18 protein-coding genes and 1 pseudogene are annotated in these 19,374 nt (G+C 60.4%); 9 read left to right on the top strand and 10 right to left on the bottom strand.

All coding sequences use genetic code 11. The features are described from left to right. The 5 genes from PDO_RS13740 to PDO_RS13760 form a co-directional block, all read right to left on the bottom strand. A partial coding sequence (locus tag PDO_RS13740; protein ID WP_052023455.1) for a sensor histidine kinase occupies positions 1-1,507 on the bottom strand: 1,507 nt, incomplete at its 3' end. A gap of 202 nt (positions 1,508-1,709) precedes the next feature. After that, positions 1,710-4,250: a methyl-accepting chemotaxis protein gene (locus PDO_RS13750; protein ID WP_007602621.1), complete on the bottom strand. Its 2,541-nt coding sequence runs from the start codon at positions 4,248-4,250 to the stop codon at positions 1,710-1,712. A gap of 340 nt (positions 4,251-4,590) precedes the next feature. Further along, positions 4,591-5,433, bottom strand: coding sequence for a 5-dehydro-4-deoxy-D-glucuronate isomerase (gene kduI, locus PDO_RS13755; RefSeq protein WP_007602633.1), 843 nt, complete (start codon positions 5,431-5,433; stop codon positions 4,591-4,593). A gap of 173 nt (positions 5,434-5,606) precedes the next feature. Beyond that, complete coding sequence (locus PDO_RS29110) at positions 5,607-5,897, bottom strand: helix-turn-helix domain-containing protein (protein ID WP_244426451.1); 291 nt, start codon at positions 5,895-5,897, stop codon at positions 5,607-5,609. Beyond that, entirely contained in the window at positions 5,783-6,517 is a 735-nt protein-coding gene (locus PDO_RS13760) for a hypothetical protein (protein ID WP_007602634.1), read from the bottom strand. Before PDO_RS13760 ends, PDO_RS29110 begins: the two co-directional genes overlap by 115 nt. Positions 6,518-6,796: 279 nt before the next feature. Between PDO_RS13760 and PDO_RS13765 the strand changes: the two genes are divergently transcribed. From PDO_RS13765 to PDO_RS13800, 8 genes are all read left to right on the top strand, one after another. Next, complete coding sequence (locus PDO_RS13765) at positions 6,797-7,681, top strand: carbohydrate ABC transporter permease (protein ID WP_007602635.1); 885 nt, start codon at positions 6,797-6,799, stop codon at positions 7,679-7,681. 2 nt (positions 7,682-7,683) lie between these two features. Beyond that, complete coding sequence (locus PDO_RS13770; RefSeq protein ID WP_007602636.1) at positions 7,684-8,592, top strand: carbohydrate ABC transporter permease; 909 nt, start codon at positions 7,684-7,686, stop codon at positions 8,590-8,592. Between the two features lie 4 nt (positions 8,593-8,596). Next, on the top strand, positions 8,597-9,709 hold the full coding sequence (locus tag PDO_RS13775) for an ABC transporter ATP-binding protein (protein WP_007602637.1): 1,113 nt from the start codon (positions 8,597-8,599) through the stop codon (positions 9,707-9,709). Between the two features lie 33 nt (positions 9,710-9,742). After that, complete coding sequence (locus PDO_RS13780; RefSeq protein WP_007602638.1) at positions 9,743-10,999, top strand: ABC transporter substrate-binding protein; 1,257 nt, start codon at positions 9,743-9,745, stop codon at positions 10,997-10,999. A gap of 10 nt (positions 11,000-11,009) precedes the next feature. Continuing rightward, a complete protein-coding gene (pglA, locus tag PDO_RS13785; RefSeq protein ID WP_007602639.1) occupies positions 11,010-12,521 on the top strand; it encodes a polygalacturonase PglA in 1,512 nt (503 codons plus the stop codon). Positions 12,522-12,527: 6 nt separating this feature from the next. Further along, entirely contained in the window at positions 12,528-13,670 is a 1,143-nt protein-coding gene (locus PDO_RS13790) for a glycoside hydrolase family 88/105 protein (RefSeq protein ID WP_007602640.1), read from the top strand. Between the two features lie 204 nt (positions 13,671-13,874). Next, positions 13,875-14,501 carry a sigma-70 family RNA polymerase sigma factor gene (locus tag PDO_RS13795; RefSeq protein ID WP_007602641.1) on the top strand — a complete coding sequence of 209 codons (627 nt, stop codon included), beginning with the start codon at positions 13,875-13,877 and terminating at the stop codon, positions 14,499-14,501. After that, on the top strand, positions 14,501-14,701 hold the full coding sequence (locus tag PDO_RS13800) for an anti-sigma factor family protein (RefSeq protein ID WP_007602642.1): 201 nt from the start codon (positions 14,501-14,503) through the stop codon (positions 14,699-14,701). Before PDO_RS13795 ends, PDO_RS13800 begins: the two co-directional genes overlap by 1 nt. On the opposite strand, the pseudogene PDO_RS13805 reads toward PDO_RS13800, so the two are convergent. The 5 genes and pseudogenes from PDO_RS13805 to pcaD form a co-directional block, all read right to left on the bottom strand. Further along, a pseudogene (locus PDO_RS13805) lies at positions 14,702-15,752 on the bottom strand (3-carboxy-cis,cis-muconate cycloisomerase). Positions 15,753-15,772: 20 nt separating this feature from the next. Beyond that, positions 15,773-16,387 carry a protocatechuate 3,4-dioxygenase subunit alpha gene (pcaG, locus tag PDO_RS13810; RefSeq protein WP_007602644.1) on the bottom strand — a complete coding sequence of 205 codons (615 nt, stop codon included), beginning with the start codon at positions 16,385-16,387 and terminating at the stop codon, positions 15,773-15,775. Next, positions 16,387-17,136, bottom strand: a complete 750-nt coding sequence (gene pcaH / locus PDO_RS13815) for a protocatechuate 3,4-dioxygenase subunit beta (protein ID WP_007602649.1) — start codon at positions 17,134-17,136, stop codon at positions 16,387-16,389. Before pcaH ends, pcaG begins: the two co-directional genes overlap by 1 nt. Continuing rightward, positions 17,129-17,548 (bottom strand): 4-carboxymuconolactone decarboxylase, encoded by a 420-nt coding sequence (gene pcaC / locus PDO_RS13820; RefSeq protein WP_007602651.1) that lies wholly within the window; start codon positions 17,546-17,548, stop codon positions 17,129-17,131. Before pcaC ends, pcaH begins: the two co-directional genes overlap by 8 nt. Continuing rightward, the gene (gene pcaD / locus PDO_RS13825; RefSeq protein WP_007602653.1) at positions 17,541-18,353 is read right to left on the bottom strand and encodes a 3-oxoadipate enol-lactonase; all 813 of its coding nucleotides are present in this window, start codon (positions 18,351-18,353) and stop codon (positions 17,541-17,543) included. Before pcaD ends, pcaC begins: the two co-directional genes overlap by 8 nt. A 96-nt stretch (positions 18,354-18,449) precedes the next feature. Between pcaD and pcaQ the strand changes: the two genes are divergently transcribed. Continuing rightward, positions 18,450-19,373, top strand: coding sequence for a pca operon transcription factor PcaQ (pcaQ, locus tag PDO_RS13830; RefSeq protein WP_007602655.1), 924 nt, complete (start codon positions 18,450-18,452; stop codon positions 19,371-19,373). Position 19,374: the final 1 nt, after the last annotated feature.

Consider the following 19,374-nt stretch of genomic DNA (forward strand, 5'->3'; position numbering starts at 1 on the left):
GGTTGCCGAGCCCCTCCACGGCATCGCAGGCATTGGAGAGGAGGTTGACCAGCACCTGCTGCAGACGCACCGAGCCCCCATGAACCGGTGGCAGACCAGGGGCGATGTTGATGATGAGCTCGGCATCGGCCGTGGACAGACGTGCGGAGATGATTTCCAGCGTATCATGCACCACGTCCTCAAGCGCCACCGCCGCAAGCTTCTCGTTCGGCTTGCGGGCGAAGTTGCGCAAATGCCGGCTGATCGAGGCCATGCGATCGATCAGGCCGGAAATACGCGTCAGGTTCTCGCGCGCCTCGCCCACGCGCTGGCGATCGATCAGCATGACCGCACTGTCGGCATAGGTCTTGGCGGCGGCAAGCGGCTGGTTGAATTCGTGCGAAAGCGCTGCCGACATCTGGCCAAGGCCCGCCAGCTTGCCGGCCTGGATCAGATCGGCCTGGGTTTGCCGCAGCTGAGAGTTGACCCGCGCCAGATCGGCCGTGCGCTCCTCGACGCGCCGCTCCAGCTCCGCCTGTGCCTCGACTTGCATCAGCATGCGCTCTTCCAGACGGGCGCGACGCTGGATCACCACCGCGAGCAGGAGAAACATCAGGCACAATGACAGAAGAATGGCGATCTGCATGGTGCGCGCCTGTGCACGGATCGAGCCGGTATCCAGCAGAACACTGACAGTCCAGCCGGCATCGATCATGTAGTCCGACTTGACCAGGTATTCGCGGAAAGCGCCATTCGTCGGAACGGTCATCAGTTCATGATTGTCGAACTGGCTGCGCTTGATCGGCAACTCCTTGAGCACGGCATCGGAATAGCGCCGCGATGCAGTCGTGCGCTCCAGTCGCTCGGCCGTCAGCGGCAGCACCGACGAATAAAGCCAGCCCGGACTGCCGGTCATGAAGATGATGCCTTCCGGATCGGAGACGAGGATCTTGTACTCGCCGCCGCGCCAGGATGCCTCGATGCTGTCGATATCGACCTTGAAGACTATGACCCCGCCAACGGCGCCATCGACATGGATCGGAGAGGCGAAATAATAGCCGCGTTTTGCCGATGTCGTGCCAAGCGCATAAAAGCGCGATTGCCGCCCGGCCGCAGCCTCCTGGAAATAGGGACGATAGCTGAAGTTCTCGCCGACAAAGCTCGCCGGGCCATCGTAATTGCTGGCCGCAATGGTTACGCCGTCCATGGTCATGATGTAGATGTCAGAGGACTTGAGCAGCGCGTTGATCGCCTTCAGGTAGACGTTGGCATGCGCGCGCAGGCCGGCATCATCGGGGCGGCGCACCAGTTCCTTCATGTCCGGATCATCGGCAATCAGCGCCGGCAATGGCTCATAACGCTTGAGGTGACCGCTGAGTGCCGCTGCCGCCAGGCGCAACGCACTTTCGGCCTGCAACGAGGCCTCGTCCATCACGCTGCGGGTGAGAAGCCTGTTGCCCGCAGTCATCACACCGATGGCGGCAATCACAAGCAAGACGACCAGAATGCCAATGATGCGCCTTGCCATCACCACGCGCTGCCATGGCCTTGCAACCTTTCCTGCGGCCTTCGATGTCGTCAAACTCGGTCCTCCTCCGGTATCAAGGATATCGAGCCCCGCACAACTTTCCAAGGGCCGACCACGCATCAGCCCGTCGGCGCCGCGTCAGCCGAACGAGAAAAGCCGCCAGCGGTCGCTGGCGGCTTGATCTTAATGCAGGTGGAACGGGTCAGGCTGCCCGGGAATGCGAGCCGGCAGACCGTCGCTGGCTTTCGGGTGCAAGCTTGAACTGATCGACCAGTTGCATCAGCGCATCCGCCTCATCGGCAAGCTGGCGCGTGGCGGCATTGGTTTCTTCCACCATCGCCGCATTGCGCTGCGTCATCTGGTCCATCTCGTTGACCGAGGAATTGACCTCGCCCAGAGCGTTCGACTGGTCGCGGCTCGCCATGGCAATGATCGACACCCGCTCGGAAACCGTGATGATATTGGCGGAGATCTCGGCAAGAACGGCACCGGTCTGCTGGACCAGCTTGGCACCTGAGGAAACTTCGGTGCTCGACTTGTGGATCAGGTCCTTGATCTGCTGGGCGGCTCCGGCCGAACGCTGGGCAAGCTCGCGGACTTCCTGTGCGACGACCGCAAAGCCCTTGCCGGCCTCGCCGGCACGGGCGGCTTCGATCCCGGCATTCAGCGCCAGAAGGTTGGTCTGGAAGGCGATTTCATCGATCACGTCGATGATCTGCACGATCTGGCCGGACGCATCCTCGATACGACCCATGGCGTCGATGGCACTGGCCACGACAACCGACGAGGTATCCGCGCGACCCTTGGTGTCGGCAACGATGCTGTTGGCCTCCTCGGCCTGTTCGGCCGACGATTTGACAGTCACGGTGATCTCATCGACCGCAGCCGCGGTTTCCTCGAGCGAAGCAGCCTGCTGTTCCGTGCGCTTGGCCAGTTGGTCGGCAGCACTGCTCATTTCCGCAGCATTGCGCTGGATCATATAGGTGTTGGACCGGATACGCGTTACCGTGTCCTGAAGACGCTCCAGCGACTGGTTGAAGTCGGTGCGCAACTGTTCGAGACGGCCATGGAACGGCGTATCGATCGTCTTTGAGATATCGCCCTGCGCCATCCGGCCGAGACCGGCGGCGAGCGCGTTGACGGCAAAGTCGATCTGCCGGTCGACATCCTGCTTTTCGCGGTCGTTGCGCCGACGATCTTCCTCGGCTTCCGCCCGCTCCGCCTCGCTGCGGCTTTCGATTTCGATCTTCGAAAGGGCATTCTGCTTGAATACGCCGAGCGCACGGGCCATTTCGCCGATTTCATCGACACGGGCTTCGCCGTTGATCTTGGTATCCAGTACGCCATCGGCGAGGCGCCGCATGGCAGCGGTGATCTGACCGATCGGACCCTTGAAGGTCAGCACCAGGCCGATGCCGGCGAAGATGGAAATCAGGATGCCGAGGCCTGTGGCACCGATCGAGATCGAATTGGCATCGCGGCGCTCTTCACCGGCACTGACCTTCTGCAATTCGGCAAACGATGTCAGCTGCGTCCAGATCGTGTTGAGATCGGCACCGGCCTGGCCATAGCTCGCCTTGCGATCCTGGCTAATCTTGACCAGGTCGACACTGGCGTTCTGCATGACCTCGATGGCCGGAGACAGATCGGTCTTGAGCTGCGCCATGAACGGCAGGTCGGCTGCGGATTTCTCCAGTGTCGCCAGGTCATCGCGCATCGCTGCGACCCGGCTCTCGAGAAGCACGCGGTTTTCCTCGGTCGGCTCCAGAAGGAAGCGCGCCATCATGATCTGCGTCTGATAGCTGGAGCTCACCAGCTTGCGACCATCGTTCAAAACGGCCTGCGCCTTGGCCAGCGGCGCATCCAGTTCGCCGAACTTGATCGTCGCCTCTTTCATCTTCTGCTGCGCGGCAAGGCCGAGATAGGCATTCAGCTGGGTGAAATTGCGCAGCTTGCCGGTAACGTCGGTGATGACGGCTTCGGATTTGTCGTTCGCAGCCAGGATGACCGTCAACTCGCCCATGATCTTGTCGATCGTCTTGGCGGCCGACTTGTTGGCTTCCGGCAGTGCAGTCACAAGCACGCTGTGGCGCTGTTTCATTTCGTCGAGGCGCGACGCGATAACGGCAAACTTCTCGTCCGGCGACTTGGCCTTGGTATAGGCCGAATTCATTTCGGTCAGGAATGTGCCGGTGCTGCGGATCCGGTCCGCATCGCGAAGCATCGACTTCGCAGCGGTATCATCGGCCTGAACGGCACTTTCCACCTTGCCCATGGCATCGGTCGCCAAAGCCTGCGAGGCGACAACCACGCCGACGCCCTGCTGAAGCGACTGGACCAGGCCGGACTCGGTCTCATGCAGACGCCAGAGTTCATCGATATGCTTGACCACCTGATCAACCAGTTGGCCGGCCTGCTCAAGCTCGGCGCGGCCATCGGCATTGGCCGGCAATTGCGCAAGCGTGTCCTGAAGCACCTGCTGCTGCTGCTTCAACCGGCTGGTGACGTCCTCGCGTCCGGCGGCTGTCGTCTCGGCAAGGAAACTGCTCATCGCAGCCGACACATCGCGGAAGCCGCTCAACGACTGCAACACGCTATTGGATATTTCGATGCGTCCCTGGAGAAGTCCGGAGGCATAAAGGCCGGTAAACCCGACGGCTGAAATGCTGATGACAAAGGGAAGAATGAAGATCAACACCTTGGTCTGGATGTTAAACCGCGACAAAATACGATCAATAAACACGGACTACCCTCTCCTCCAAATGTCTCAATCGCGGCACCAAAAGTGGGCCCGAGCGAACTGGAAACATTCACGCCTAATCGGCCGAGAGTAGGTGACGGATAGCTAACACCGCCTTAATGGCCCATAATTAAAGTAGCGGTCGATTGCCCTGATGCCCTTGGCTTCGGCACATTTCAAACCACAATCAATGTCCGCGATCACGTCATGAAATCGCGCCAAAAGCGTGTGCGAGATGGACAATCCCGCACACCACCTCGCACACGACGCAGATCGACTGATCCCCGTGCCGTCATTCGTCAATCAGGACCAGCCTAAGAGCATGAACGAGCCGAGGGAGGGCTCAACGCAAATCTTCGATCGCAACCGGATCGACATCGGTATAATCGACATTGTCGCCGGCCATCGCCCAGATGAAGGAATAGTTCGCCGTGCCGGCGCCGGAATGGATCGACCAACCGGGAGACAGGACCGCCTCCTCGTTCTTCATCACCACATGGCGTGTTTCATCAGGCTCGCCGAGCAGATGGAAGACACGCGCCTTCTCCGTCATGTCGAAATAGAGATAGGCCTCCATGCGTCGATCATGGACATGGCAGGGCATCGTGTTCCACACGGAGCCCTTGGCAAGACTGGTCATGCCGACCACAAGCTGGCAGGTCTTGACGCCTTCCGGATGAACAAACTGGAAGATCGAGCGTTCGTTGCTGGTCTCCTGAGCGCCCAGATCGATCCGCTTGGCGTCTGATATGCCGATATGGCGGGCAGGATAGGAGGCATGCGCCGGCGCGCTGAGCAGATAGAATTTTGCCGGGTTTTCGGCGGAACTGGATGCAAACGTCACCGAAGCTCCCATGCCCGCATAAACCATGTCGCGCGGACCGGTTGCGAACGCCTCGCCGCTCACCGTCACCACACCCGGGCCACCGATGTTGACAGCGATCAGTTCACGCCGTGCCAGAAGCTCCGGCGTGCCAGCCGGCTTGATCGTTTCAAGGGTCAAGGGCTCGGCTTCCGGCATGGCACCGCCGACGATCATCCGGTCATAGTTGGTATAATGCAGTTGAATTCGACCCATCACGAACAGCGGAGGCAGCAGAAAATGCTCGCGCAACTGATCGGTGCCGAAGCTTGCGGCGGTCATAGGATCGATTGCAAAACGGTTGGTGAAATCAGTATGCGTCATAATGCCTCCCGAACATGTATTTAAACTCATCATACAGGTTGAGGGAGCAACCACAAGCTTGAAAGCGGCATATGCGGGGGCATGACTTGAATCTAGCGAAGAGACAGAGGTGAATTTAACCTACAAGGTAAGGACGAAAAAGAGCGTGCAACTGAAAACATATGACAGGTTTTTCAGGACCTCGCGAGAGGATAAACAATCTGGCCATCTTCTTCGCCACGCGGGAAAGCCCCTTCCCGGCTCCTGCGTTCGGCGTCGCGATATCCTTGCGGGCTCACACCGATATAACGCTTGAACATCCGCGAGAAATAATAGGCATCGCCGTAGCCTGAAAGCGCCGCAGCCCGCTTCACGGTGCAGCCGCCGGCGAGAAGGCCCATGGCCCGCTCCATGCGCTTAAACTCTTGAAACTTGTCGGGCGTCCAGCCGACTCGCCTGCGGAACTCGCGCTTGAAATAGTCCAGATTGTACGGCGCGGCGTCCAGCACCTGGCGGACGATATGCTCGCTGAGCGGATCCGCAGCAATCTGGCTTGCCGCAACCATGATCGCCAGAGACAGTTGATCGGGGTTGGCGACATTGCCGACCGACTGCTCGCGCCACCCGCAAATGCCTGCTCGATGAATTCGGTCAGCAGGAACATGAAAACGTGATGTTGCTGGAGCGTCGTTGAATAGGGCGGTGCGGTTTCGCGGTAATGCCGGACCACCTTTTCCAGCATGTCCCAACGCGACAGTGCAACAGCACGCTTCAACTGCATCTGCCCCATCAGATCCAGACGCCCGAACAGATCGAGCGTGAAATGTTGCGCAATGCCCGTGTAAGGCTCGACCGAGGTCGAGTAGCCGACGAACCGGGTTTCGGCGTTCAGCAGCATCGCACAGCCCGGCACCATCGACACCGTCTCGCCCTCGATCTCGTACTGCGCGCTGCCCGTCAGGCAGATGACCAGATCGTGGACCCGGTTGGACTTGTCGATCCGCCATGTCTGGGTGTGCTGCATCCGGATTGTCGAGCGCGTCAGGTTGAGCGCCAGCGCATTCATCGGAATGCCGGCCAGAACCTGACCTTCAGTTTCCTCCATCATTTTCCCCCTATTCGTCAATTTCCGCGCAAAGACTTCCGCCGGATATTAGCCACAGGAGCGGCCAGTTTGAAAAGGCCGGCGAGGAAATCGGGAGGAGACGGGACGCGGTGGCGAGCCCTGCGGAGGAGCAGGAGCAGCAGAAGGCGTGTCCCCGCATATTGCGATGCAGAAAAGAGAACATCTTGTCCGGACCATCCATGCGCCCCGGCACATGGGAAATTGCCGGTGCGATATCGATTGCGCGCCAGCGCGTAGCAACGCAGCGAGGAGCGCACAATGAGCGGAGACAGCCGTTATCTCGGGCTGCTCTATCTGTCGCCCTACATTCTCGGCTTGCTGGTCTTCACCACCGTGCCTTTTGTCATTTCGCTCTATCTGAGCTTTACCGACTACAATCTGATGAGTGCGCCGATCTTCACCGGGCTGGACAATTATATCCGCCTGTTTACTGCCGACCGCACGTTCCGCAAGTCACTCTGGGTGACACTGCTCTATGTCTTCACCACGGTACCGCTGAAGCTTGCCTTCGCGCTCTTCGTCGCCGTGATCCTGAATTCCAAGCTGAAATTCATCAACGTCTTCCGCACCGCCTTCTACGTGCCATCGATCCTCGGCGGCTCGATCGCCATCGCGGTGCTGTGGCGCTACATGTTTGCCGATGTCGGCCTGGTCAACATGGGACTTGGAATGATCGGACTCGAACCGGTCAACTGGTTCGGTGATCCGGTCAACGCGCTGTTCACCATCACATTGCTGCGGCTCTGGCAGTTCGGCTCGGCCATGGTGATCTTCCTGGCCGCGCTGCAGAGCATCGACAAGAGCCTCTACGAAGCTGCTGCCATCGACGGCGCGGGCAAGTGGAAGAGCTTCGTCCACATCACCCTGCCGCTGATCACGCCGGTCATCTTCTTCAACCTCATCATGCAGATGGTCCAGGCATTCCAGGAGTTCAACGGCCCCTACATCATCACCCAGGGCGGGCCGCTGAAAGCCACCTATCTGCTGCCGATCTACATCTACGACGAGGCCTTCAAGCGCTTCGACATGGGATATGCCTCAGCCATCGCCTGGGTGCTCTTCGTCATCATCATGGCGCTGACCCTGATCGCCTTCTGGTCCTCGCGCCATTGGGTCTATTACGCCGGCGACAAGAGGAGCTGACCATGACCGAACACGCGCTCGCCTCCCTGTCTGCAGAACTCGACGATGTCTCGCTCGCCCGCAGCCGCGACCTGCGCCGTCAGAGGATCACCACCGTGATCCGCTACACGGTCCTGACGCTTGTCGGCCTGATCATGATCTATCCGCTGGTCTGGCTGATCGGCGCGTCTTTCAAGACAAATTCAGAGATCTTTGCCAATCCCGGTTTCTGGCCCCAGAACCCGACGATCGATGGTTACATTAAGGGCTGGAAGACATCGACGCCCTACAGCTTCGGCACCTTCTTCCTGAACACGCTGTGGATCGTCCTGCCGAAGATGATCGGCACGGCAATCTCCTGCACGGCGGTCGCTTATGGCTTTGCCCGCTTCGAGTTCCCGTTCAAGAAATTGCTCTTCGCCACCCTGATCGCCACGCTGCTGTTACCGAATGTCGTTACCCGCATTCCGCAATATCTGCTGTTTCGCGATCTCGGCTGGCTCGACACCTTCCTGCCGCTCTGGGTGCCCTCGGCACTCGCCGGCGACGCCTTCTTCGTCTTCATGCTGGTCCAGTTCCTGCGCGCCATCCCGCGCGACATGGAAGAGGCCGCCCGCGTCGATGGCGCCAACACATGGCAGGTGCTCGTCTTCATCATCATTCCGCTGCTGATGCCGGCCCTAATCTCCGTCTGCCTGTTCCAGTTCATGTGGACGATGAACGACTTCCTCGGACCGCTGATCTACATCTCTTCGGTCGAAAAATTCCCGGTATCGCTGGCGCTCAAGCTGTCGATCGACACGACCGAAGCGTTCGAATGGAACCGTGTGCTGGCCATGTCGGTGCTGGCGCTGACGCCGGCACTCGCAGTCTTCTTCCTTGCCCAGAAATACTTCATCGACGGCATCTCCGCCGGCGGCATCAAAGGATAAACCGATGGCCAGGCTGCAACTCAAGAACCTCGAAAAAGACTATGGGTCCTTTCGCGCCGTGCATGGCATCAATCTCGATGTCGAAGACGGGGAGTTCATGGTGCTGGTCGGCCCGTCCGGTTGCGCCAAGTCGACGACGCTGCGCATGATCGCCGGGTTGGAACAGGTGACCGGCGGCGAGATCCGCATCGGTGGCCAGCTGGTCAATGACCGTTCGCCCGGAGACCGCGGCATTTCCATGGTCTTCCAGAACTATGCGCTTTATCCGCATATGAAGGTGAAAAAGAACCTCTCCTTCAGCATGCGCCTGAAGCGCCGACCAACCACCGAGATCGACGCCGAAACAGACAAGGTCGCAGACACGCTGGAAATCGGCGCTCTGCTTGAGCGCCTGCCGAAACAGCTGTCCGGCGGCCAGGCCCAGCGTGTTGCCGTAGGCCGCGCGCTGATCAAGAAGCCGCAGGTCTTCCTCTTCGACGAACCCCTGTCGAACCTCGATGCCAAGCTGCGCGCCTCGATGCGCGTGCGCATCACCGACCTGCACAAGAGATTGAAGGCCGACGGCATGGCGGCTACGGTTATCTATGTCACCCACGATCAGACCGAGGCCATGACCATGGGCGACCGCATCTGCGTGATGAAGGATGGCCACATCATGCAGGTCGCCGACCCGGTCACCCTCTACAACCGTCCCGCCAACGCCTTTGTCGCCGGCTTCATCGGCAGTCCGGAGATGAACCTGATTTCAGCCGATCTCACGGCGCGCGACGAGATCATAACAGCCGGCCAGACGGTGCCGCTCATCGCCGGCCTGAGCAACCGCCTGATCGCCAATGCACCACAACAGGTGACGATGGGCATCCGCCCGCAGCATTTGCGCGTTGCTGCCCCCGAAACTCCCGGCACGCTGAACGGCAGGATCAGCCATGTCGAATTCATGGGACACGAGGTTTACCTCTATGTCGACATCGGCCCGGAGCGCGTCATTGCCGTTGTCCCATCGAGCCAGTTCGACCGCAGCGCCATCCGCGACGATCGTATCTGGCTGACCCCCGATATTGCCCAGATGCATATCTTCGACCGCCAGAGCGGGGACAACATCTCTCTGGCCAACTGACATTTTCATCGTTTCAACTTGGGAGGAGCCAAAATGAGATCCTTGATTGCAACCGCTGCACTGCTCGCAGCCACCAGCCTTAGCACTGCCTATGCCAGCGATCTTCGCATGTCCTGGTGGGGCAGCGACGATCGCCACCTGGCGACGCAGGAAGCCCTGAAACTCTGCGGCGGCAAGTTCGGCCACACCATCGCCCCGGAATTCACCGGCTGGACCGGACACCAGGAAAAGGTCACGACCCAGCTCGCCGGCAGGACCGAGGCCGACATCATGCAGATCAATTGGCCGTGGCTACCGATCTTTTCAAAGAGCGGCGATGGCTTTGCCGATCTCAACCAGTACAAGGACATTATCGATCTCAGCCAGTGGTCGGACAATGACCTGAACAGCGGTTCCGTCGATGGCAAGCTCAACGGCTTGCCGGTCTCGACGACAGGTCGTGTCTTCATGTTCAACAAGACCACCTATGAAAATGCCGGCCTTGCCATCCCGACCACATGGGACGAACTGATCGCCGCTGCCCCGGTGATGAAGGAAAAGCTCGGCCAGGATTATTACCCCTTCGAAGGCGCAGCACTCGACGCCAGGCTCGTCGTCATCCTGCGCACCACGCAAATGACCGGGAAGGACCTGATCGATCCAACGACGCACAAGGTTGCATGGACTCCGGAAGAGCTCGCCGAAGGCCTGGAATTCTACCAGACCATGGTCGACAAGGGCGTTATCGAATCCTGGAAGACAGTTGCGGCCGGCGGCAACGCCCCGCTGCATGAGAACCCGGAATGGGCCAAGGGCAAGATCGCCGGCACCTATCAATGGGACAGCACCTACGGCAAGATTTCCGGCCCCATGGAAGACGGCCAGACCCTCGTTCCAGTCAAGCTGCTGACGGTCGAAGGCGCGACCACCGAAGGCGTCTATCGCAAGCCGTCCATGCTGTTCGCCATCTCGAAGAACAGCAAGGATCCAAAGGCGGCGGCGCAGGTGATCAACTGCATGCTCAACGACCCCGAGGCGATCAAGATCCTCGGCGCCACGCGCGGCATACCATCGAGCAAGATCGCACTTGAAGTGCTGGGCAAGGAAGGCAAGATCAAGCCGGTCCAGATCGAGGCCAACAAGATCGTGCTGGAGGCAAGCGGCGTCGGGGTCTCCCCGCTCAACGAACATCCGCGTGTCACCGACGTTTTCGACAGCACGTTCGAGGCCTTCGCCTATGGCCAGGCATCGGCAGCCGACGCTGCGCAGGAAATCATCGACGGCATCAACGACGCCCTGACCGGTATTTGAGAGGACAATCGTGACCAGCCAGTTCATCACCCTGCTGACTACCGGTGCCCGCACGGCAACGCTGTTGATCGCGCCGGACAGGTTTCTGTTTGCCCGCGACGGCGCGCTCGACTGGCAGCTCAGCGAGGGTGATGACTTGGTTGTCGCGACAGGACAAGTACATTCGGTCGTGCTCAACCTGGGCAATCTCGAACCAGGACGACACTACCGACTGGAAACAGCGGATGGCGGCTTTACCTTCGCCACCGCAAATGAAACAGCCCTGCTCGACATTCGCGACTTCGGCGCATCGACGGAGAGCGCAGACAATGCGCGCGCGATCCAGTCCGCGATCGCGGCGATACCGGCGGGCGGCACACTGCGCCTGCCCGCCGGATCATGGTCGAGCGGCCCCGTCTTCCTCAAAAGCAACATGACACTTCTCATTGAGGAAGGTGCAGTTCTTGCTGATACCGGTTCCCGCCAGGGCCGCAAGGTTCTGCCAGCCCGTCATGCGGATGGCCGTGTGCTTGGAACTTGGGAAGGCGTCGCCGAACCATGTTTCGCAAGCCTGATCAATGCCATAGATTGTCAGAACCTGGCGATCACCGGTCAAGGCACCATCGATGGCGGCGGCGACCGGGGCGACTGGTGGACATGGCCGAAGGAAACCCGCGACGGGGCACGCCGCCCGCGCACGATCTTCCTGTCCGACTGCAGGCACGTCACCTTGTCCGGGATCACAGTGCGGAATTCTCCGTCATGGACGATCCATCCGGTCCTGTGCGAGCATGTACTCGCAGTCGGCCTGACGATCCGCAATGATCCGCTTTCGCCGAACACCGATGGCCTGAACCCCGAAGCCAGCAGCGATATACGGCTGATCGGCCTCGACATCTCCGTGGGCGACGACTGTATCGCGATCAAGGCCGGCAAGCGTGATCCGCGCGGCGGACCGGACCGCCCCACACGGCGCGTCGAAATCCGCAACTGCCTGATGCAACTTGGCCATGGCGCCGTGGTTATGGGCAGCGAGATGAGCCGCGGCATTCACGACGTATCGATCAGCCGTTGCCATTTTGTCGGGACCGACCGCGGCCTACGCATCAAGACAAGGCGCGGGCGCGGCGGCGCGGTCTCGGACATCCATCTCAGCCAGTGCAGGATGGACGGTGTCGCAACCCCGATTGCTGTCAACGCCTTCTATTTCTGCGATGCAGATGGGCGGTCTGAATATGTCCAGTCGCGCAATCCTTTGCCTCTTTCGATCGAGACCCCGCGCATCAGCAACATTACCATCCGGGATGTGGTTGTATCGGGTGCAGAGACTGCGGCCGCCGTCTTCTACGGCTTGCCGGAGTGCGAGATCGACGCGGTGTCAGTCGATGGACTGAGTATTGTCTATGGCGAAGGCGCCAAACCCGGCTTGCCGGAAATGGCGTGCCACCTTCCACAACTGCTCCATGCGGGCATTGTCGCTGAAAACACCCGCTTCAGCCTGCTCACCCGGCTGTCACCACATTCCATTCACCCGAACTTGTGAAAATCCATGCTGACCTCCTATTTCGACAATTACGCCCGCGACTATGATTATTACAAAGGTGGCGCCTGGTGCTACGAGGACGGCTGCCTCTATCGCGGCCTGATCAGCCTGCACGAGGCGACAGGAGAAGCCCGCTGGCTCGAGCATCTGACCCGTCTCGTCAACGGCCAGATCGGACCGGACGGCGCACTTGCCGGATACCGGATTGATGAATTCAACATCGACAATGTGCTGGCCGGACGTGCGCTGATCTACCTCCACAGCTCGACCGGCGAAGCACGCTACCTCGACGCGGCTCGGCCGCTCGGCCTGCAATTGCAGCATCACCCCCGCACCAAGGCGGGACCATACTGGCACAAGCTGCGCTATCCGCATCAGATCTGGCTGGACGGACTCTACATGGCCCTGCCTTTCAAGCTCGAACTCGCCAATGCACTTGCGGCGCCCGATATGGCATCCGACGCGGTCGACCAATTCAGGACAGCGCTTGATCTGACATTCGACAAAACATCCGGCCTCTATCGCCACGGCTATGACGAAGCCCGCCTCCAGGCCTGGGCCGATGACAGGACCGGCCAGTCAGCTGCCCATTGGGCGCGATCGATTGGTTGGCTTGCCATGGCCTTCGTGGATATCATCGACAATCTGCCGAACGGCCCCGATCGAGACGATCTCGCCATCCGCCTCGCCGCATTGAACGCGCAGCTCAGAACATGCGCGACGTCCGACCACCGATGGCTTCAGGTGATCGATCACCCGGAGATCGCGGGCAATTATCCGGAAAGTTCGGCGACGGCGATGTTTGCTTATGCCCTGCAGAAAGCAGAACGGCTGGGGATCGGGATCGGCACCGATGCCGGTCTCGGTCGCAAGGCTTTGCATTCGCTGGTCGAACACGAACTGCACGCCGGCGTCGATGGCCACGTTCACTTGAACGGCATCTGCTGCGTTGCTGGTCTCGGACCGTTTCAGGGCATCTACAGAGACGGCAGCGTCGCCTACTATCTGACTGAGGAACTGCGTGCCGACGATATCAAGGGAGTCGCGCCACTGATGATGGCCTATGCCGAAGAGCGTCGGCATCAGGCTACCGCAAAACCAGCACCTGCCATTGCGCAGGGGATGGAACATATCGGCTCCGACGGATAGCCTTTCGCCAGAATTCCACACCTGCGGTTTGTTGCCGGATGCAGGATCGATCAGCGGCGGCCTTCGACAACCGGCAATCACCCCTTGCTGAAAATATTTCACCCCTTGTGTAAGAACTGAATTCGTCCCACGACAAATGTGGGGAGAGCCGAGTTTGCAAGGCGCCATGCGACGGTTAGTCTGAGCTTTGGCGAGGGATTTGGGATGATGAAGAACAGCGGGCGGGTTGAAGCGCCATCAACGCTTCCGGCAGCCACCTTTCTGGCCGACGGCAACTATCTGGCCGAATTGCGCGAACGCATGCTGAAATTCGCAACGCTTCAGCTCTCCGATGTCTCTCTGGCAGAAGATGCCGTGCAGGAGGCGCTGGCCGGTGCCTTGCGCAATGCCGGCGCGTTTGCCGGGCGTTCGGCTTTCCGCACCTGGGTCTTTGCCATCCTGCGCAACAAGATTGCCGATCAGCTTCGTTTCAAGCGCCGGCAGGCAACGATCGTTCCGTTGCCATCACCCGCCAGCGACGATGTAGCGCCGGCTTTCTTCGACATCCGTCGCCACTGGCTGCCGGAACACGCGCCCAGTGACTGGGGGAACCCGGAAGCGGAACTGCTCGGCAAGGATTTCTGGCGGGTCTTCGAGACCTGCCTCGATCATCTGCCGCCGGACCAGAGTCGCGTGTTCATGATGCGGGAATTTGTCGACATGCAGACGCCTGAAATCTGCGCCGAGGTTGGCATCAGCATCTCCAACCTGCACGTGCTGATGCATCGCGCACGGTTGCGGCTTCGAAATTGCCTCGAAGGCCATTGGTTCGCCCCGAAGGAGACCTGCTGATGCTGAAATGCGAAGACGCGACCAAGTTCGCTTCCGACGGCCTCGAACGTCGGCTGAATACGCGCGAAACGATCGGCTTGCGGCTGCATCTGCTGGCCTGCGACAAGTGTCGCAACTTCAGCCGCCAGATCCGCATGATCAGCCGCATGAGCCGAAGCTTCGCATCCGGCGCGGCCGAAGACGAAGCGGCGCCCGATTGATCAGGCTTCCCCCATTCGCTCGATAGAGCCAAGCACCTCTGCCGCAGTTCGCAGCGCAGAACCCGTTGCAACCGCCATCTGCGGCAGGATCATCCATTCCAGCGTCCAGGCACTGCCGGACCGCTCCTGTTCATGCAGCATCGACTGATGTAGGCCCGATAGCTGAACCGCATTGAAGCGCGCCAGCGTGACAAGCACCTCTGCCTTGACCGGATTGCGCTTGTGCGGCATGGCCGAGGATCCGCCGCCTCCGCCAATCAGCGCCGTCCCCGCACTGGCCATCAGCGACAGATCCTGCCCTATCTTGCCGAGGCTGCCGCTCATCAGCGACAACAGTCCGCCAAACTCGGCAATCACATCTCGCTGGCTGTGCCATTGCGGCCGGTCGGCCAATCCCAGGTCGGCGGCAAGCCGCGCCCGGACCAGCTTCGGCTTTGTCACCCAGCTTTTCCAGTGTGCCCGCGGCACCGCCGAACTGAACGGGGAAGCCTTCTTCAAGCCATGGCTTCAGCATTTGCCGATAACGCACCAGCGGCGCACGCCAGGATGCCAGACGGTCTCCAACCGATATCCCGATTGCCGCCTGCATGCGGGTCTGGCCCATCAAGGGCAACGAGCCGAACCGCGCTTCAAGCGCATCGATCGCACCGACAACGGCCGTAAGCCGCATATCGAGCAAGCGAACCACCTGCGTCAGTCGCAACATCAGGCCGGTATCGATCGCGTCCTGGCTGGTCGCGCCGAAATGAATGTGCTTGCCCTGCTCACCCAAAGCTGCGCGCCACTGCCCCACAAGCTCGGGAATGACGACGCCGTCGCGCGTGGTAGCCTCGCGAATGGCATCGACATCCGGCACGAAACGCTCCGGCAGGGCAATGATCGCATCTGCCGCCGCTTGCGGGATCAGGCCCGCCTCCGCCTCGGCCTTGGCCAAGGAAACCTCGAAAGCCAGAATCGCTGCCAGTTCCGCGGCAGTGGAAAACTGCGCTGCGATCTCCGCGTCACCCAGAAGGCCGGACAGGATCGGATGGTCGAAAACGGAAATGCTCATGGGGGCCTGCTGGATCGAGATCAGATGTCGAAGAACACCGTTTCCCTGTCTCCCTGGAGATGGATGTCGAAGCGATATGTGGAACCATCGCGGATGGCAATCAGGGTGGGCACGCGGACCCGGTGCTCGACACGCGCCAGAACGGGATCCTCGGCATTGGCCGCCGCCTCGTCGCTGAAATACATCCGTGTATTCAGCCCGAGATTGATGCCCCGCGCGACGATCCAGAACGAGATATGCGGCGCCATCAGGCGGCCATCCTTGAACGGAACACGGCCTGGCTTGATCGTCTCAAAGCGGTATTCACCGGTCGCGAGATCGCAGGGGCAGCGCCCCCAGCCGGTAAAATTCGGATCCGCACTGCCGCGCATTTCCGACGGGCTGTTGTAGAGCCCGGCGGCATCGGCCTGCCAGATCTCGATCAGCGCGTCCCTGAGCGGCGTACCCGACCCGTCGATGACCTGGCCGGTGACGGTGATGCGTTCGCCCTGCGTCCTGTCATTGACCATCGCAGTCCCGAGATCGACCGGATAGACGCCGGTGATCTCGGCAAAATTGGGCGTCAGGCCGATATGCACGTAGGGACCGGCGGTCTGCGACGCGCTTTCCTTCAGATAACCCAGGGGCTGAACCATCAATTTCCCTCCAGCCGGTTTTCGAACAATGTCGAACGACGGCCACGCAAGACGATATCAAACTTGTAGGCGCGCGCATCCATCGGAATGGTCGCCGACCAGTCGAGCGCGGCCACCAGTTGCTCGATCGCCGCGCGATCCGGGATGGTCTGAACGATCGGACATTTCCAGATCATCGGATCGCCTTCGAAATACATCTGGGTGATCAGTCGCTGCGCGAACCCATGGCCGAAGATCGAGAAATGGATATGTGCCGGGCGCCAGTCATTGACGCCGTTCGGCCAGGGATAAGCGCCCGGCTTGACCGTCCGGAAGATATAGTAGCCGTTCTCGTCGGTAATCGTACGTCCGCAGCCGCCGAAATTCGGGTCAAGCGCCGCAAGATAGCTTTCCTTCTTGTGCCGGTAACGGCCACCGGCATTGGCCTGCCAGAACTCGATCAATGCACCCGGAACCGGCCGTGCCCGCTCGTCCAGCACTCGGCCATGCACGATGATACGCTCGCCAATGGCACTTTCGCCGGATTTGGCGAAGTTGTGGATCAGGTCATTGTCGAGTTCGCCGAGGATCGAATGGCCGAACACCGGCCCGGTGATTTCCGAAACGGTCCCGTCCAGCGACAGCAGCGCCTTTTGCGGCGAGCGCAGCACGGACGTCTTGTAGCCGGGCGTGTAGGCCGGCGGATGCTGGCTCCGGTCTCGACCGAAGAAGGCCCCCGTTTCCGGCTTCTTGTTCGACAGGTCACTCATGTTTTTCTCCCACCCCCTGCCCGGCGTCCATTTCCTCGAACACCTGCTTGGCGAGCTTGAATGCGCGATTGGCCGCCGGAACCCCGGCATAGACGGCCACGTGCAACAACGCCTCGCAGATGTCGTCGCGACTTGCGCCCGTATTGGCGGTCGCCCGCACATGCATCGCCACTTCCTCATCGTGACCAAGCGCGGCCAGAAGTGCAATCGTTACCATCGAGCGTTCGCGCTTGCTCCAGCCGGGGCGCGACCAGACCGTCCCCCAGGCGCCTTCCGTGATCATCTCCTGGAAGGGCTGGTCGAAACCCGTTGCCAGGCCGGAGGCGCGATCGACATGGGCATCGCCCAGCACGGAACGGCGGGTCGCCATCCCCTGCCGATATCGTTCAGATGAACCAGACACATCAGCCATGCTGTTTTTCTCCTGAAACAAGCGGCGTGAGAAAAGCGGTTATCATTGCGCTCAGCATTTCCGGCTGCTCGACGCAGGGAATATGTCCGGCTCCGGAGATAACCTCGTAACGGGCATCGGGAATGAGCCGAGCCATGGCCAGCACCACATCTGGCGGCGTCGCGCCATCTTGATCGCCAACGACGCAAAGCGTCGGAACCGCGATGCGGGCCGCCTCTTCGGTAAGGTCGGCGTCGCGGATGGCAGCACAAGTTCCGATATAGCCGTCAGCCGGTTGACGGATCATCATGTTGCGATAGCCAGGGTAGTCCAGATTGTCCGAGCGGCGGAAATGCGGGGTGAACCAGCGCTCCATCACCATATCCGCGATATGCTCGATGCCATTCGCCTTCACCGCGGCAATGCGGGCATCCCACATCTCCGGGGAACCGATCTTGGGCGCCGTGTCGCAAAGCACCAAGGCCCGCACGAGATCGGGACGCCGCGCATAAAGCCCTTGCGCAATCAGTCCACCGACAGAAAGACCGCAGAGCACCGCCTGGGTGACGTTCAGGTGCTCCAGAAGCCCGATGAGATCATCGACATGATCGTCGATGCTATAGGGAGCGGCACCGACATCCGACAGGCCATGACCCCGCTTGTCGTAGGCGACCAGTGGATAGTCCCCCGCCAGCCGCACCAGCACATCCCTCCAGATACGGTAGTCTGTGCCGAGCGAATTGATGAACACGATGACGGGGCGGTGCGCCGGACCACCAATGATCTGGTGATGCAGCGTGATGCCGTTAACACGAACAAATTGCACGAATGTCTCCTCCAACGCTGCCATATTGCTTGCAGCGTTTGGTTAGGTAAAATGATGTTTTCCAATCAATCATTAACTCATGAGTTATGAATCTTCATGATCGACAACCGCATCAAGTTTCGCCATCTGCAAACCTTCGTCGAAGTGGCCCGCCAGAAAAGCGTGATGAAGGCGGCTCAATTGTTGAATATCAGCCAACCCGCGGTCACTAAGACGATCCGGGAACTCGAAGAGGTTCTGGGGGTTGCGGTCTTCGAACGCGATGGCCGCGGTATCCGGATCACCCGCTATGGAGAGGCCTTCCTGAAACATGCCGGCGCGGCGCTGACGGCGCTGCGCCAGGGTTTCGATTCCGTCTCCCATGCCGTCCACGCGGATGCCCCGCCGATCCGCGTCGGCGCCCTGCCGACGGTTTCGACCCGCATCATGCCACGCGCCATGACCCTGTTTCTGCAGGAAGACATTCCAGCCCGCATCAAGATCGTCACCGGCGAGAATGCGGTTTTGCTCGAGCAATTGCGCATCGGCGATCTCGATCTCGTGGTCGGCCGCTTGGCGGCACCGGAACAGATGACCGGCTTCTCCTTCGAGCATCTGTATTCCGAGCAGGTGATTTTCTGCGTCCGCGCCGGACATCCGCTGCTGAACGAGGGCTCGGCGGTATTTGCGGCACTCGAGCGTTATCCGGTGCTGATGCCCACCCGCGCCTCGATCATCCGACCCTTTGTCGAGCGCTATCTGATTGCCAACGGCATTTCGGCTCTGCCGACCCAAATCGAAACCGTGTCGGATTCGTTTGGGCGCGCCTTTGTCCGCAACACCGACGCGATCTGGATCATTTCCGCAGGCGTGGTAGCCGCCGACCTCGACGATGGCACCCTGACGAGCCTGCCGATCGACACCAGTGAGACCAAAGGCCCTGTCGGCCTCACCGTCCGAACCGACGCCATTCCAGCCATGCCCCTCACGATTCTGATGGGCACCATCCGCCAGGCCGCCCGCGAGGTGAAGAGCGGCTAAC

Source organism: Rhizobium sp. PDO1-076, assembly GCF_000247475.1.
Classification (GTDB): Bacteria; Pseudomonadota; Alphaproteobacteria; order Rhizobiales; family Rhizobiaceae; genus Allorhizobium.